Source organism: Aliiglaciecola lipolytica (genome assembly GCF_018860635.1).
Classification (GTDB): Bacteria; Pseudomonadota; Gammaproteobacteria; order Enterobacterales; family Alteromonadaceae; genus Aliiglaciecola; species Aliiglaciecola lipolytica_A.
Genome location: NZ_JAHKPT010000017.1, coordinates 240,141 through 255,175 on the forward strand (window position 1 = coordinate 240,141; position 15,035 = coordinate 255,175).

Here is a 15,035-nt window from a genome sequence, read left to right on the forward strand (position 1 = left end):
CTTTTAGACCTTCATTAAGCCTTCTAGATATCCTGCTCCCGCTTAAGACAGAACACTAGAAAGCTTAAGGAAAGACTAAGAGACCTGTTAGTCATGGTCTTTGATGGGTTAACTTGGTTGGTTATATGTAAATGGAAGACTCGTAGTTAACTGAGTAATACAAGTAATCTAAGTGACCATCTTGAGCAGCCCTTAAGGATGACTTTAAGTCTATCAACTACTAATTCAATCCATGACTAATACTAGATACGTGATAGTAGACAGTCTTAGAGTTAGTCTTAAAGACAGTCTTAGAGTTAGTCTTATAGATATAGTGTTTATCTTTTTCTTTTTCTTTTTGTTTTCTTTTCCTCCTTAGGTCAGGGAGTGCTTAAGTGTATGATTTTATTGGTTTTATTTCGATGTTTTTAGAGTCGTGTTTTTGGGTTGTTTTTGGATTATTTTCTGACCAAATCGCCAACGAATAAAACCTTAGTCCAAAGCCAATTCAAACAAGGAAAACCCTAGCCTTATTTAGCTCTATAACGATCTGTATGGCTCTCTGAGAGGACTTTCACCCACCAGTAATACGATGATATTCCTAAGGATTTACTCGATCTTATAGACGCGCTGAGAAGCTAAAATGATTGGGGAAGAAGTTGGTTAGGCCACCGTGATAGTACTGAAGACAACACAATGGCCTTTAGGTGAATGACTAATGAGGATACGAGAGGACTACAGCATTATCTTCAGCTAACCTCACAGCTTTCTCAAGCTCAACCATGTGATACTTGAGGTCAACAAGATGTTCAATCTCAGAGGCCAAGCACTTTGATAATGCTTCAGGGTCATGCTCGAAATAAGCCAATACATTCTCAATGCTGTCATTAAGTTGCTCTACTGGATTCATATTGATTCTCCTTTAGTCTGTTTATTGAGCAATAACAGTTAATCACAAAGTCATTATTTTTGTCAATAACTTATTTAATATCAATAACTTAGTATCACAAGTGAGAATATTTCACTACTGATATTGAGACAACTCAGCGACTAATCCATTAGTCCTCAGCGACACCTTTAAGTATCCCTAAGCCTTCTCTACTTCCTTCTTAATGACCTGAACAGTTGAAGTAGCAATACCAAGTTCCTTAGCAGTCTTACGGATACTAAGACCATCTTTAAGACACTTTAGCACCTTCTCCCTATCCACTGATTTCTGTCTCCCCTTAAACTTACCAGCCTTCTTCGCTATCGCTATGCCTTCTCTCTGTCTCTCTAGAATCATTGACCTCTCGAACTCGTAGACAGCACCAAGCATATGAAGCATAAGAGTCTGCATGTGGTCTGAATGGTCTCCAGTGAATTTCAAGTTCTCCTTGTGGAAGATAATCGTACAGTCTTTGCCGTTGATGGTCTCAATGAGGTCTTTAAGGTCTTTCAAGTTCCTCGCCATACGACTAATATCATGCACATGAATAGTGTCTCCCTCTCTCATATAGTCAAGCATATAATGGAGTTGAGGTCTGTCTTTATCCTTCCCTGAGCATTTATCAGTGAACACCTTGTCCAACTCGATACCTTCAAGTTGTCTTGCGGTATTCTGCTCAACCGTGCTGACTCTAACGTAACCTAGTTGTTTACCTTGACCATGAGACTTACTACTTACTAATTTATTATCCATGTTTAACTCCTCAACTGTACCGATATAACTCTAAGACTTACTATTAGTACCGTACCGATAACTCAATGTCAACCTATAACGATACGAAATGGTAAGGAAAGTGTACTGATGGAATCGTGTTGATGTAGTGTACTTGAAGCGGTACGCTGTCTTTAAGGTTCTCAAGGATGGTCTTCAGGTTTGTCTTCAGGTTATCTACATGAACTCTTGGGACATCTACATGTAATCCTGAGCCATTCACGTTCACATCTGAGCTATTTACTTATACAGATGGGACAAGGATGGTTGAAGATTGTCTTAGTGGCGTAGAGTTGTCTTAAGGAGGGGCTAAGGGGGGGAAAGAGGTCTTCATCATTATCGAATTGGCCTCTTAGATTTTTGTGGTAAAACTTGTCTGCTTTTAATCCAAAAATAAAAAGGCTAAACTCTCCTAAGATGTTATTCATGGAAGAGAAAAGTCATGCTAGTACACCACTATACAACTATTGATACTTTAGAGTTAATATTAACGAATCGCACGTTAAGATTTAACCGTCTTGACAATGTAGATGACAGGCAAGAAAGTGAACTTATATCAAAGGAGCATTGGTCCAAGTTCATCTTTGTTAGTAGCTGGAGTGCTAACGAATATGAGAGTCACGCCATGTGGGGGTATTCCGGTTTGAATGGAGTGAAGATAGGCCTCCCAAAGTTTCCTTTTAAAAAGTATAAACTAACAACGCAAGAGTCTTTAAATTTCTTCGTGGAAAGTGAGGTATATTGCCCATTACCATTTGAACAGATTTATAACGAAAAATGGATGTTTCTTTGCCCTCCTTTCCAACAAGAAGTGTTTGGTAATGCGGTTGAGTACTTTCCTAATCCTGTGAGCCAAATTAAACCTTTTACTAAAGATGAAAATGGCGACTACAATTTTTATTTAGGAAAGGAATTATCAAGAATTAAAGATATTGTTTGGGATTACCAAAAAGAGTTTCGCTATGTGCTTGTTATAGTTCCTTCTTCTCCGAACGAGTTCAATTCATGGAAGGATACAGGACAGATTGACCATTTTCTTAGAGGGGGACTTAGAAATTTTGTTTATGGTGCTGATATGCCTTTACAATATTTTGATTTGGAATTAGGTGATGACTTGGATTCTATTGAAGTTACATTAGGCCCAGACTGCAATGACAGTGAGACCAAACGAGTAAAAGAACTATTACATAAGTACACTTCTAATGGTATAGTTTTACCAAGCAGGCTTGAAGGCAAGCTACAAAAACCCAAAAGGTAGCTAGTTTTAATTGACTAACCCAAACTCTCAACGACCACTCTAAGACTATCCTCTTCGTGTATCTTCAGGACAACCTATTGATTCAAGTATTGTTCTGCCTTATCTACAGCCTCTTTCAACTGTCTCAACTCATGGCCTAGCGAGTAGTATGCATAAGACATCGTTTTGCCTCTCTCGTGACCAACTATTTGAGCCGTAATGTTTTCATCGACACCAACACGTTGCATGGCTGTGATGTACATGCCTCTGAATGAGTGAAACCCTTTGGACTTGTTAGTGCTTACATGGCGAGTCTTGAAGTTCGAGAAGGTTCTACTAGCTGCTTTACCTGTAATACCAATCACAAGCATGTCATCGTCCTTGTCTTTGATATGCTCCAATACTTTATCAGCTAACCAATCAGGTAAGGGAACATGACGAGTAGCAGCCTTAGTCTGTAATGGTCAACTTTTCTTGGACTCTTTGTTAGGCACTTTTCATTAATTTCATCTCATATTCGACTGGTGAGATGTTACCCAGTTTATGATGTCGTCGTTTTTGGTTATAAAACGGTTCGATGTAATCGATAATATCTACCTTGGCTTCTTGTCTCGTTTTATATCTTCTGTAATTTACTCGTTCAGACTTTAGACTTCTAAAGACACGCTCTGTCACTGCGTTATCTAGGCAATTTCCTGCTCGACTCATACTAGGTTGAATGCCTAATTCACGCAAACATTGCTGAAACGACTCACTGGTATATTGAGCACCTTGGTCTGAATGAAATATAATCCCAGTTAACGGCTCCCGTTTATTCACGGCTAGGCGTATTGCTCGCATTGTTAATTCTGTATTTGGTTTATCTGAGAACGCCCAACTAATTATTTTTCTGGAACATAGATCAACGATGACCGCAAGGTACAACCAACCTTGACCTGTTCGTATGTACGTTATGTCTCCTGACCAATGGGTGTTCAGTTGCTCAGGGTTAAATTGTCGATTTAAATGATTTGGCACAATGATTGATGCTTTTCCTGCCCACGGATACTTATGTAATCGAGGGCGTTTAGCTATCAGTTTACACTTTCGCATTAATCGTCGTATTTTATAACGACCCACTCGGTAACCTTGATGATTAAGCTCTATCATCATTCTGCGACTACCATAAGTCGCATCCATTTCGTTGTGAAGATGCTTTACCGCGGCTTCTAAACGAATTTCATCTGGTTTTAACGGTTTAGGTTTTGCGTTAAAGTAAAACGAGCTACGCGCCAATTTAAAACAACGACAAATATGTTGAACACTAAACCCAGCCTTCTTCAACTTTAGCGCGACTTGCTGCCTTTGTTCATTTCGATAGCGAAGAAGGCTGACGCCTTTTTTAATAAGTTGTTATCACTTTCTAGCTGTTTAACTTGTTTCTCTAACTCTTGAATTCGTTTTTGCTCAGCTGTAATTGCTGAGGCTTTTGGAGTGATACCACGTTGCTCTTCTTTATATTGTCGTAACCATTTCTGTAATGTTGAATAACCAACATTCATAGATTCAGCAGCTTGCTTAACTGGATACCCTTGAATGGTGATCAGCTCTACACATTCCAATTTAAATTCAGTTGTAAACTTTTTCATTTTTACCTCGTTGGTTTTGGTTATGATACCTCCAACAAAGTGTCTTGAAAAATTAGACCATTACAGTCTTACCCTTCTCTATGTATAGAGCTGTAACACCACCTTCTTGAATCACGTGTTTCTTCTTGATGTTGCATAGTTCACTGATACGACAACCAGTAAATATACCAAGCTCCACCAGCAAACTATATACAGGCTTCTCCCAAGTGTGACTACGAATAAGACTAATCTCTTCATTAGTAAATGGGATACGTTTATCTGTTTGGTCTTCTTCAGCATCTGAGTACTTGTGACCAACAAACGGATTATTACCTTCGACTTCTTCCATAGTCTCAGCGTACTCCCAGACCATCTTCAACCTACTTATAGTTGCCTGTATGGTTGCCTTCTTGTACGACTTACCCATGTGCTTAATGAAAGAGTAAACGACCTTCCTAGTGATGTCCTCAAGCGCGATGTCTGCTTGGTCTAAGTAGTCGAATGTCTTGAAGCAATACTTGCTGAACTCTGAGGCTGACTTCTCGACCTTCTTCAAGGTTTCTTCAGTCTTATTGCTCCCCCAATCTTCTTTCCACATCTGGACAGCTTCAGAAAGTCTGAGTCTGTATTGAAGGCTGTAATCTCGTTTACCATTTACAGTCATGTATGCTTGTAGTTCTAAATTAGCACCTCTAGCTTCTAGCGCTTCTGGATAGATGCCATTGTCCCAATCTGAAGGGTGGAACTTACGGTCTCTCTGCATCTCCTTCACTAGCTCTCTGAAGCGTTGCCCTTCCGTGTAAGTGGTTGAACGTAGAGATTTGTCTTCAAGTTGACCGTTAAGAACGTCTCGTTTCTTCTTGGCCTCCCTGATATCACCTGTATCTAAACTCGTATTTATCATTGTTTGATTTGGGTATTGGTGAGCCAGATGTTTAGGAACTCTACGTTGATACCACCAGATATTGCCTCTGAGTTTAAGGTGCTTTAAGTCTGTCTTTTTGTTCATCTTTAAGTGAGTTTGTAGCCATAAATGTAGACAGTAATGTAATCATAACTCATTGAATGTCAATAGGAATAATGGCTGCGTGAGAGTTTTCTTGGCATGATGTAATAGATTTTTCTATTACCGCTTAATCTACTGAGTTTTTTGAAAGCCCGAATAGCAATATTTGGGCTTTTTTATTATTTGTTAATCAATATCTAATACCATTGTTGTTATGTATTAATTCGGACAAAGCGAAAACTATCTTCCAAACAAACCTACTGACTTCTTCGATACGAAACCGGACGCTAACATCAATGGATTTATGAGCTGTTTTTAGTGTTCATAAAGCCTCCATGAAGATGGTTGTACTCCTCTTTAAAATGCAGTGATTGCAGTTAAATTGTCATTTATAACACTTTTCATACTAAAACAGTTGTCCTTACTACCGTGGTAAGCTTTAACCTCAGCTTAGTTCTACAATTCAATTAAGATGAGAAGCTTATGAATACAACTACACAATTCAAAATTGACGGTATGACCTGTGCTTCATGTGTAGGTCGTGTTGAAAACGCGTTACTTAAAGTGGTGGGCGTGACTAATGCTACCGTCAACCTAGCTACAGATACGGCAACGGTTCAAGGTACCGCCAGTCATAGTGAATTAATTACCGCTGTTATTGAGGCCGGTTATCAAGTGCCAGTAAAGGTAAAGCAATTTGGTATTGGAAAGATGAGCTGCTCCTCTTGTGTGAAGCGGGTCGAACAGGCATTGCTAAAAGTAACCGGTATGGTCAGTGCATCGGTAAATTTAGCCACCGAGCAAGTACAAGTAAGGACTTTATCCTTTGTAACCGATGAACAATTAGCCCAAGCCGTGACACAAGCCGGTTACCTTTTTATCCCGTTAAACAATGACAGCGTGATACAAAAAACCAATAAACATCAGCCTTTTTATACTAAAGCTTGGTGGCCCGTATTGGGAGCAGGCTTACTTACCTTGCCATTGGTGTTGCCGATGTTCGGCATGTTATTTGCGCAACAGTGGATGTTACCGCCTGTTTGGCAATGGTTGTTAGCTACGCCAGTTCAGTTCTATTTTGGCGCTCGTTTTTATCGTGCAGGCTGGGGGGCATTAAAAGCTGGCATGGGCAACATGGATCTTCTTGTTTCCATCGGTACCAGTGCAGCCTTCGGATTATCTTTATATTTGTGGTGGAGCTTTGATAGCGCTCATGGCATGCCCCATTTGTATTTTGAAAGTAGTAGCGCAGTAATCACCTTGGTTCTGCTGGGTAAATATTTAGAACACAAGGCAAAGCGCCGAACAACTGATGCACTTAGAGCATTGGAAAATTTGAAACCTGTTGAGGCGACAGTGCAACGTTTAGGTAAATGGCAAAAAGTGGCCGCTTCATCAGTGCAATCTGGTGAAAAAGTAAAAGTAATACCGGGCGAAAGTGTGCCTGTTGACGGTGAGGTTTTACAGGGGCAGAGTCATCTGGATGAAGCGTTAATTAGTGGCGAATCGATTCCGTTAAGTAAAAAAGAAGGTGATATTGTCACGGGGGGCTCACTTAACTTGGACGGTATTTTGGAGATCCGTGCCACTAATGTTGGTACCGAATCTACCTTATCTAAAATCATTGAACTAGTCGAGCAAGCCCAAGGAGCAAAAGCTCCCGTCCAAGCAATAGTGGATAAAGTCAGCAGTATCTTCATTCCTGTGGTGTTATTGGTCGCACTTACCACTTTATTGGTGACAGGTTTAGCGTTTGATGACTGGACCAATGGCATTCTCAATGCGGTAGCCGTTTTAGTTATCGCTTGTCCATGCGCACTTGGTTTGGCAACTCCGGCAGCTATCATGGCAGGCACTGGAACTGCTGCCAGATTAGGCGTATTGGTTAAAGATGCAGTGGCGTTAGAGCAAGCAAAAGAAATCAATTTAGTCGTATTTGATAAAACAGGCACCTTGACTCAAGGCAAACCTGTTGTAAATAAGATGACAGTCATCAGTGGCAGTGAAGAAGCTGTATTGCAGTTGGCCTATTCCTTACAAATAAATAGTGAGCACCCATTGGGCAAGGCAGTGGTTGAAAAGGCATTAACCAAAGGGACACAACCAATACCTGTCGATGAATTTCAGGTTGTCGCAGGTTATGGTGTCAAAGGCAATATTGCTGACAAGTTAGTATTGATGGGCAGTAGTCATTGGATGCAAGAATTAGGTGTAAAACTACCAACTGATCAAATAGAAATACTGGGTGCTTCTGTTTCTTGGTTGGCTAGTCAGCAACAAGATCAAATAACATTACTTGGCCTGTTTTGTTTTAGTGATAAATTGAAGTCTGATGCGCTGCAAGCTGTGAAGCTATTGCAACAACAAGGTATAAAGGTGGCTATGCTTACCGGTGACAATCAAGCGAGTGCAACATCGGTGGCGACAGAATTACAGTTAGACGATTTTAAAGCTGAGGTGCTGCCAGCAGATAAAGCAAAATATATTATGGAATATCAAGCGCAAGGTTATCAGGTTGCCATGGTTGGTGATGGCATTAATGATGCCCCAGCGCTAGCCCAAGCAGATTTGGGTATGGCAATGGCGTCTGGTACTGATGTTGCCGTTAGCGCAGCTTCTTTCACGTTAATGCGGAGTAAACCAAGCCTAGTACCCACGGCATTAATCATTGCAAGGATGACTTATCGTAAAATACAGCAAAATCTTTTTTGGGCCTTTATCTTTAATGCTGTGGGAATTCCACTAGCAGCCTTTGGTTATCTTGACCCCATTATCGCCGGTGCTGCAATGGCATTTAGTAGCTTATTTGTCGTCAGTAATGCATTGTTATTGCAACGTTGGACTCTGAAGGAGAAATAACATGGATAAACTTGTCACAATTGGCAAAGCCGCTAGTTTAACGGGGGTGTCAGCCAAAATGATTCGATATTATGAAGAAATTGGCGTATTGAAAAAAACGAGTCGCACAGATGCCGGCTACCGACTATATAATCAAGCACACATTCAACAATTGGGGTTTATCCGTCGTGCGAGAAAGTTAGACTTCTCCATGGCTGAAATTCAGTCACTACTCAAGTTCTGGCTCGATACTGACAGAGAAAGTCGTAACGTGAAACAACTTGCACTGAATCATTTACACGAGATTAATGAAAAGATACGTGAGCTTGAGAAAATGAAAGAAGTGCTACAGAAACTAGCGGATAAATGTGATGGTAATGATAACTCTGACTGCCCTATTTTAGAAGGCTTAGCTCAACTTTCATCCGAATAACGAAGGTGAATTGCAGTCAATATCTATAGTGAGAAAAGTTGGTCAATTGAATTGGATGTTACAAACCGATACTGTAATTTTACCCATTAAACTTGTACTTAGATAACGACCTCTTCAGGTATATATTTATCTCGATCCTTAAACAAAAAAACGCTGTTTTTGCCTGTGACTGAATATTGAATTTCACAACTGCTAACTTGCGCATTGCGCATCAAATAAGGATTAAAGAACTTTGCATTGATCAGTTGAACTCACAGCTTAAACCAGCCCCACAAACGAGCAATAAATGTCGGTTAGTATTACACTAAATATCATCATGGTATTGCAAAGAGTAATCTCAGCTATTGGCTAAAAGCCGTCCATTGAGAAGGCTTTTAGTATCTAACGTATGTCTGCCATGGTGGCTAAAGCTAACTAATTATTAGGAAAAATATACTTCTGAACTAGAATTGCGTTGAAAACTGAAATAACGCTGTGAATATTAAATGAAACAAGAAGTAGCGAAAGGTTTTGAACAGCTAGCTGCGGGCGAATCGTCAAATCATAATGTCATGGATATATTTGAACAAGCTTCTCTTTCAGTAAATAAACAATCTGAAAGTAAGGGCGATAATGCCAACCTATAGGCTTTCTCCTATAGTAGAAGAAGATTTATATAAAATAATCGCTACGACAATTAGTTCATGGGTAATGAGCAAGCAAAGTCAGAGAGTCGCGAAGTCAATGTTATAGCACTGGGACATCTGGATGTAATCCTGAGCCATTCACATACACATCTGGGCCATATACTTATACAAGTGGGACATAGGGCAGAAGATGGTCGAATTGGGCGCACAGATTTTTGTGGTTTTCATTCTCACTTTTTACTTGAAGAGCAATAACCCTTTTATATGATTGGGTGCCCCATGTTTTTTATGATTCTAATAGACCTTAGTAGTCAACTATTGAAAAACCAAAGCCGTAGGTTTTCTCTCGAACACATACTTCAAAAAGTGGTATTTTTATCATTTTCTTTGAAAGTTTGCTTATGACATCGCTTTTAAGTTGAGGGCAGTTAGCTGCTACAAATACTCTCTTTATTGCAGCTTCATCGAATGACACTAACCCGTGTTGAGAGCCAATAAATCTCAATTCATTTTCGTATGCCCAGCTTATGTTCTTAGTGCAGAATGCTTCAATCATTTCAGTTCCTGCTTCTCCATTGTCGTCCATGTGTGAATTCATAACTGTGGTTGCATTAACAACTGGAAGTTTCTCGCTTGAGTAAGCTACTTTCCTTGTACTTACTTGTACTTACTTGTATTTCGTTATTCAGTCTTTCGATACTCCTAAGAAGTAAGTCATAATCGTACTCAACGCATAAACCTCTCATTCCGTTAGCATAATGTGACCACATCATCATGTTATTGAGAGGTGAGGGAAACTCATTTACTTCTGCTTGTAAAGACAATGAAAGAACATACCTTTCTTCTAAGTGGTATTTTAGGTAGCCATCAAAAAATGCTCTCGTCCACCGAGTTACTAGGCTTCTCATTGCACCTTCCCCCTGTTTTTTTACTAAACGCTCCGCTTTTTTCCTTCCTTGAGAAAGGCTCAAAGAGAACTGCTCAGCTAGTCCGTTGGCAAGAAGAGCCATTCTGAGTTCATCTGTTACATCTTCCTCATTAAAATGTAATAGCCCTTCATAAGGATCATTAAGTTCCCGGAACTTTGAGAAGTATACTTGATTGTAGGCCAGAGCGTCTAAGTGGTATGACTCGCCAGCCATAAATTTATAAAGACTTCCTTTCACCCTGAATGCTCCTAGCTTTTGATGAGACCAAACTACTTACTGTTAATTGAAAAGTAAATATAAGTGTTAAAAACTCATTACCTTGATCGCAACCCTCTAATTCTTCAAAACACTTTGTTGTGGATTTTTGATCAACAACCGACGAGGCAATGCGACCGGCCAAGATAATTGATTTTTACTAGCTAAGGTCTAAGGTCAATAAAAGTAAGACTGATTGCTTGGGCTAGGACGGTGTATTACTCTCTATCTTCCTATGCCAAACGCAGTCACAGTTTGGATCAGCAAAATTTTTAAGTCTAAATGATTTTAGGTCAGTGTTGTGAATGTTGGGCGCTAGGCAGAGATGCTTTTCGCCAGATAAGGAAAGACAACTTATGAAAAAGGTATGGCCACAGATAGGTTTAATTTGAGTAAACCCTACACAGAAGAGCTACTTTCCCTAACTACCGAAATGTTAGGGCTTGAGCATCAAGATACTCACCGAGCACAATTCTTAAACGCAAAGATACTTAGCTCAGAAGGGTACTTTGCTGAAACACTCGAGATTCTCAATCATTCTTTACAGACATTGCCCGCGATTGTCGGTGCTAATCACATTGACATTATTAATACTAAATCATTTAAAGCCGAAACCTTGTCAAATCTGTCGATGCACCAAGAGGCGATATTATTGGCGCAAGAGGCTATTGATGGCATGGCTGATAAGTACGGTGAACTCAGTCCAAATACCTTATATGAATATCATAAATTAGCCCTGCGCTATCTTGCCGCTGATGCCCAAGACGAAGCGCAACATATCTACCGGTTAGTGCTAACTAAATGGCACAATTTTGATGCTAAGACGCCATATGATGTAACCGCAAAAAACAGCTCGCTGTATTTTCTGTATACCCAATTTTCAGACTTTGAGCGAAGCAATAATCTACCAATGGATGCTATCAACTCACTGAAACGCGCTATAGATGTGACGCAACGTCATCCAGAGCAAGACTATCCTGACTTGAGCCAAAATATTCGCTTGTTGATAAGCTTAATGCAAACTCAAATGCCAAACGATAGCGTACAAGAGTACGTTGAATATTTGCACAAGGTAGAATCTACAGCGTCCGACACCTAACCGAGTATTCAGGGTATAAAGGATAATCAGGGAGCAAACAAAGCAAATTGAAGATGATTCAATTACTAATGCAATTCTTTCACAGTTTCCAGCTGCAATATTCCGCTCATGTATGGATTAATCTATGTTTTTAGTGTTAAAACAGCCACTTAGTTTAGCTGGTAAGAAGTTTGCTACATACAAACCGTAAACAAATCATTATTTAGGTTAGGTTGGTTAAACAGAATAATAATACAGGACACTGTTGAGCTAACCGTTTTTATGGAGGTATAGAATGAAGAATACTAAACTTTTAGCAGGCGAAAAATTTCCAACAATACAAATCACAGATACTAACGGCAATTTAGCAAGTCTTTCGGATGCAGCACACCTTGGTGAGGATAAAGACAAGTGGTCTTTGGTTGTTGTTTACCGCGGGTATCATTGTCCGATTTGCCTCAAATATCTAAATTCACTTACCGATTATACAGAAAAACTAAAATCTTTGAACATCGACGTAGTTGCCGTTTCTGCTGATACACCAGAGCAATTAGACAAGATGAAAGATAAAGGATTAGATGTTAACTTTCCGGTTGTTACTGGTTTAACCTTAACTCAAATGCATGCACTGGGGTTATACATTTCAGATCCTATGAGTGACTCTGAAACCGACCATGCTTTTCCAGAGCCTGGCTTGTTTGTAGTCAATCCAAAAGGTGAAACCGTGATGATTGAGATTGCAAATGCACCTTTCATTCGTCCAGATCTGGAACAGTTCGTTAGTGGACTTGAGTTCGCACTCAACAAAAATTATCCAGTGCGCGGTACTCACCAAAATTAATGTTTAAATAATCGTTCAGATTAGGTCGGCATTGGCTTCTATTGCTATCCAATTTGGAAAAGGCAATTGCCAATGTCGACCACACTTAACTTCAGCTTAGCGTCCCTCATCAGCCTAATTTTGATTCCTACCTGCGAGTTTTCGCTTGGTTTTAATCGATAAAACCGCTAATCATCAGTCACCTTTGTTTTACCTTCTTTGCAAGACGAAGGGCGTCTCACCTTTAATATCCTACGATTGCCTTTCTTTGTCTTAACAATCTAGTTGCATAAAAAAAGAGCCGATAAAATACCGACTCTTTTGGATTTCAATGGATTTTACATTCAATCCGCAGTTTAGGTGACTAGGTTCTATTGTTGATTGATTACGACCGATTTAATATTCACGAATTCTGCTATGCCAAACCCACCATGTTCTCTGCCATAGCCACTGGATTTCACGCCACCAAAAGGCAGGTTGGGCTGAGCTAATCCATAGCCATTAATATTGACCATGCCGGTATCAAATTCTTCAATGGCCATTTTCACCGCCTTATCTTCATCTGCTGAAAAGATACCACCACCTAAACCGTACCTTGAATCGTTAGCGACCTTCATTGCTTCTTCGTTGTCTTTAACTTTAATCAGAGCGGCAACTGGACCAAATAACTCATCGTCATAAGCGGGCATACCTGATTGCACATTTTCAAGAACTGACGGTGGGTAAAAATAACCCGTCATATCTGGGATTTCGCAACCTATCAAAACTTTTGCCCCTTTATCAATGGACGTTTTAACTTGCTCATGTAATTCGTCTCGCAAATCTTCTCGTGCCATAGGGCCTAAATCTGTTTCTTTATCGTTAGGATCACCCATTTTCATATTTTTAAGTTGGTCAACGAAGGCTTGTTTGAATTCGTCATATTTCGCTTCAGTAACAACGAAACGTTTGGCGGCTACACAGGTTTCCCCATTGTTGATCATTCGCCCCTGAACACAGGCTTGCACCGCGGTTTCAATATTGGCATCATCAAGTATCACATATGCATCGTTACTACCTAATTCCAAGACGGTTTTCTTTGAATGTTTACCTGCTGTTTCAGCTACTTTTTTACCTACACCGTCACTGCCTGTAAAAGTAACACCACGTACTTTGCTGTGTTCAATAAGCTGGGTTGCCATAGACCCTTTGATGATGAGAGATTGATAAACGTTTTTTGGAAAGCCTGCCTTTTTGTACATCTTTTGAATTTCAACAGCCATGCCAAATACATTGGAAGCATGTTTCATCACTGTGGTGTTGCCGGCCATAATGTTGCTGATGCTGTATCTAATGACCTGATATAGAGGAAAATTCCATGGCTGAATACCTAAAATAACACCTATAGGTTGGTAGCTGATTATCGCCTTGCCACCTTCAATTTCCCGCTCTTCGTCTTCCAGAGCTTTTATCGCTTCGGTGGCAGTGTATTCACAAATGCCTGCACAAAGTTCAATTTCTTGTTCACCCTGGGCGCGCACTTTGCCCATTTCTGCGGTCATTAATCTGAGCAATTCACTTTTATTTTCGCGAATTGTGCTGGCCAAGCTTAATACCAGTTCCGCACGTTGATCTTTAGGTGTGTTTCGCCAAGATAAAAATGCCTCATGACTTTTATCTACGGCTGCATTTGCTTCTTCTAAGCTCAAAAGTTGGAACTCGTCTAGTACCTGCTCAGTAAAGGGATTAATTGTTTTTACTGTGTTCGACATGATATTTCCTCTTTTTAATTCAACGAAGCTGTAGGTGCAAAACCTTTACCAACTTGTAACCTAATGAATTTAAGATGAAATTTGATTTTTCGAATTTAATTTTGTGAACTTGATTCAATACCTTTGCAAAATATTCACAGTCAACATGCAAGGTGATTGGTCTTGAAGAAGTAAATAAAAAGCCCGTAAAATTGATATTTACGGGCTTGTTAATAGAGCAATTTCAGCTTAGTGTTTTGTGAACTCTAAAAAACGTCTATTACTGCTGATTGAAAAGTTTAATGGAAGCTGACTTTTAATAATTCCACTGAGTCTGCAAAGGTCAGAGTTTGCAGTTCGCCTTTACCTTCAACATTAATCGTGTTGACTTGTTGTGGCCATAAATCGCGTAAGGCATCATGACGTATACTCAGATTCTCTAACTTAGCAGGCTGTGTGGTTTCCTGATAAACCCAGAAAAACTTCCCCTCTATTTCATGACCAACCACTTTTAGAGGCAAGGCTTTTTGCTGACTATCAAACAAGTAAAAGCGTTTGCTTACATAGTCGCTAAACTCATTTTGAGTCTTTTCTGAATCGAGTATATCCGCGTCTTTACCAAATATTTCTTTTACCGCATGCTCGGCATCATGAACCCTAAAGCGGTGCATGATTTCAATATTCTCAGTGCGCGGATTAAACAACACTGTGCTTATCGCGGTCTTTTGTTGATGTGCACTTAGGGAAAACGCTGTTAACAACAGCGCCCCTAAAGCTAGTTTGATGAAATTATTCATG

At 39.9% G+C, this 15,035-nt stretch carries 16 protein-coding genes; 6 read left to right on the forward strand and 10 right to left on the reverse strand.

Annotated elements, in window-relative coordinates; translation table 11 throughout:
• Nucleotides 1-694 precede the first annotated feature (694 nt).
• Entirely contained in the window at nucleotides 695-889 is a 195-nt protein-coding gene (locus tag KO530_RS07925; RefSeq protein WP_216047873.1) for a hypothetical protein, read from the reverse strand.
• 177 nt (nucleotides 890-1,066) lie between these two features.
• Nucleotides 1,067-1,660 (reverse strand): recombinase family protein, encoded by a 594-nt coding sequence (locus KO530_RS07930; RefSeq protein WP_216047874.1) that lies wholly within the window; start codon nucleotides 1,658-1,660, stop codon nucleotides 1,067-1,069.
• 460 nt (nucleotides 1,661-2,120) lie between these two features.
• Here KO530_RS07930 and KO530_RS07935 point away from each other — a divergent pair, with 460 nt between their 5' ends.
• A complete protein-coding gene (locus KO530_RS07935) occupies nucleotides 2,121-2,936 on the forward strand; it encodes a hypothetical protein (protein ID WP_216047875.1) in 816 nt (271 codons plus the stop codon).
• Between the two features lie 74 nt (nucleotides 2,937-3,010).
• Here the strand turns inward: KO530_RS07935 and KO530_RS07940 are convergent, their stop codons facing one another.
• From KO530_RS07940 to KO530_RS07955, 4 genes are all read right to left on the reverse strand, one after another.
• On the reverse strand, nucleotides 3,011-3,286 hold the full coding sequence (locus KO530_RS07940) for a hypothetical protein (protein ID WP_252728979.1): 276 nt from the start codon (nucleotides 3,284-3,286) through the stop codon (nucleotides 3,011-3,013).
• A 115-nt stretch (nucleotides 3,287-3,401) separates the two neighbouring features.
• Nucleotides 3,402-4,301, reverse strand: coding sequence for an IS3 family transposase (locus tag KO530_RS07945; RefSeq protein WP_216047918.1), 900 nt, complete (start codon nucleotides 4,299-4,301; stop codon nucleotides 3,402-3,404).
• On the reverse strand, nucleotides 4,241-4,543 hold the full coding sequence (locus KO530_RS07950; RefSeq protein ID WP_216047876.1) for a transposase: 303 nt from the start codon (nucleotides 4,541-4,543) through the stop codon (nucleotides 4,241-4,243). Before KO530_RS07950 ends, KO530_RS07945 begins: the two co-directional genes overlap by 61 nt.
• A gap of 52 nt (nucleotides 4,544-4,595) precedes the next feature.
• Nucleotides 4,596-5,531: a DUF6538 domain-containing protein gene (locus KO530_RS07955; protein ID WP_216047877.1), complete on the reverse strand. Its 936-nt coding sequence runs from the start codon at nucleotides 5,529-5,531 to the stop codon at nucleotides 4,596-4,598.
• Between the two features lie 480 nt (nucleotides 5,532-6,011).
• Between KO530_RS07955 and KO530_RS07960 the strand changes: the two genes are divergently transcribed.
• The 3 genes from KO530_RS07960 (at nucleotide 6,012) to KO530_RS07970 (ending at nucleotide 9,425) form a co-directional block, all read left to right on the forward strand.
• A complete protein-coding gene (locus KO530_RS07960; protein ID WP_216047878.1) occupies nucleotides 6,012-8,387 on the forward strand; it encodes a heavy metal translocating P-type ATPase in 2,376 nt (791 codons plus the stop codon).
• Nucleotide 8,388: 1 nt separating this feature from the next.
• A complete protein-coding gene (gene cueR, locus KO530_RS07965; RefSeq protein ID WP_216047879.1) occupies nucleotides 8,389-8,799 on the forward strand; it encodes a Cu(I)-responsive transcriptional regulator in 411 nt (136 codons plus the stop codon).
• 485 nt (nucleotides 8,800-9,284) lie between these two features.
• Nucleotides 9,285-9,425: a hypothetical protein gene (locus KO530_RS07970; RefSeq protein WP_216047880.1), complete on the forward strand. Its 141-nt coding sequence runs from the start codon at nucleotides 9,285-9,287 to the stop codon at nucleotides 9,423-9,425.
• Between the two features lie 304 nt (nucleotides 9,426-9,729).
• Here KO530_RS07970 and KO530_RS07975 read toward each other — a convergent pair whose 3' ends face one another.
• Together KO530_RS07975 and KO530_RS22225 are read right to left on the reverse strand one after the other, a co-directional pair.
• A complete protein-coding gene (locus KO530_RS07975; RefSeq protein WP_216047881.1) occupies nucleotides 9,730-10,011 on the reverse strand; it encodes a hypothetical protein in 282 nt (93 codons plus the stop codon).
• Nucleotides 10,012-10,036: 25 nt separating this feature from the next.
• Nucleotides 10,037-10,591, reverse strand: a complete 555-nt coding sequence (locus KO530_RS22225; protein WP_216047882.1) for a DUF2971 domain-containing protein — start codon at nucleotides 10,589-10,591, stop codon at nucleotides 10,037-10,039.
• Between the two features lie 385 nt (nucleotides 10,592-10,976).
• Between KO530_RS22225 and KO530_RS07985 the strand changes: the two genes are divergently transcribed.
• Nucleotides 10,977-11,708 carry a tetratricopeptide repeat protein gene (locus KO530_RS07985; RefSeq protein ID WP_216047883.1) on the forward strand — a complete coding sequence of 244 codons (732 nt, stop codon included), beginning with the start codon at nucleotides 10,977-10,979 and terminating at the stop codon, nucleotides 11,706-11,708.
• A 274-nt stretch (nucleotides 11,709-11,982) separates the two neighbouring features.
• Nucleotides 11,983-12,528 carry a peroxiredoxin-like family protein gene (locus KO530_RS07990; protein WP_216047884.1) on the forward strand — a complete coding sequence of 182 codons (546 nt, stop codon included), beginning with the start codon at nucleotides 11,983-11,985 and terminating at the stop codon, nucleotides 12,526-12,528.
• 350 nt (nucleotides 12,529-12,878) lie between these two features.
• On the opposite strand, the gene KO530_RS07995 is transcribed toward KO530_RS07990, so the two are convergent.
• Both KO530_RS07995 and KO530_RS08000 read right to left on the reverse strand, forming a co-directional pair.
• A complete protein-coding gene (locus tag KO530_RS07995) occupies nucleotides 12,879-14,258 on the reverse strand; it encodes an NAD-dependent succinate-semialdehyde dehydrogenase (RefSeq protein WP_216047885.1) in 1,380 nt (459 codons plus the stop codon).
• A gap of 278 nt (nucleotides 14,259-14,536) precedes the next feature.
• Entirely contained in the window at nucleotides 14,537-15,034 is a 498-nt protein-coding gene (locus KO530_RS08000) for a DUF6702 family protein (RefSeq protein ID WP_216047886.1), read from the reverse strand.
• Nucleotide 15,035: the final 1 nt, after the last annotated feature.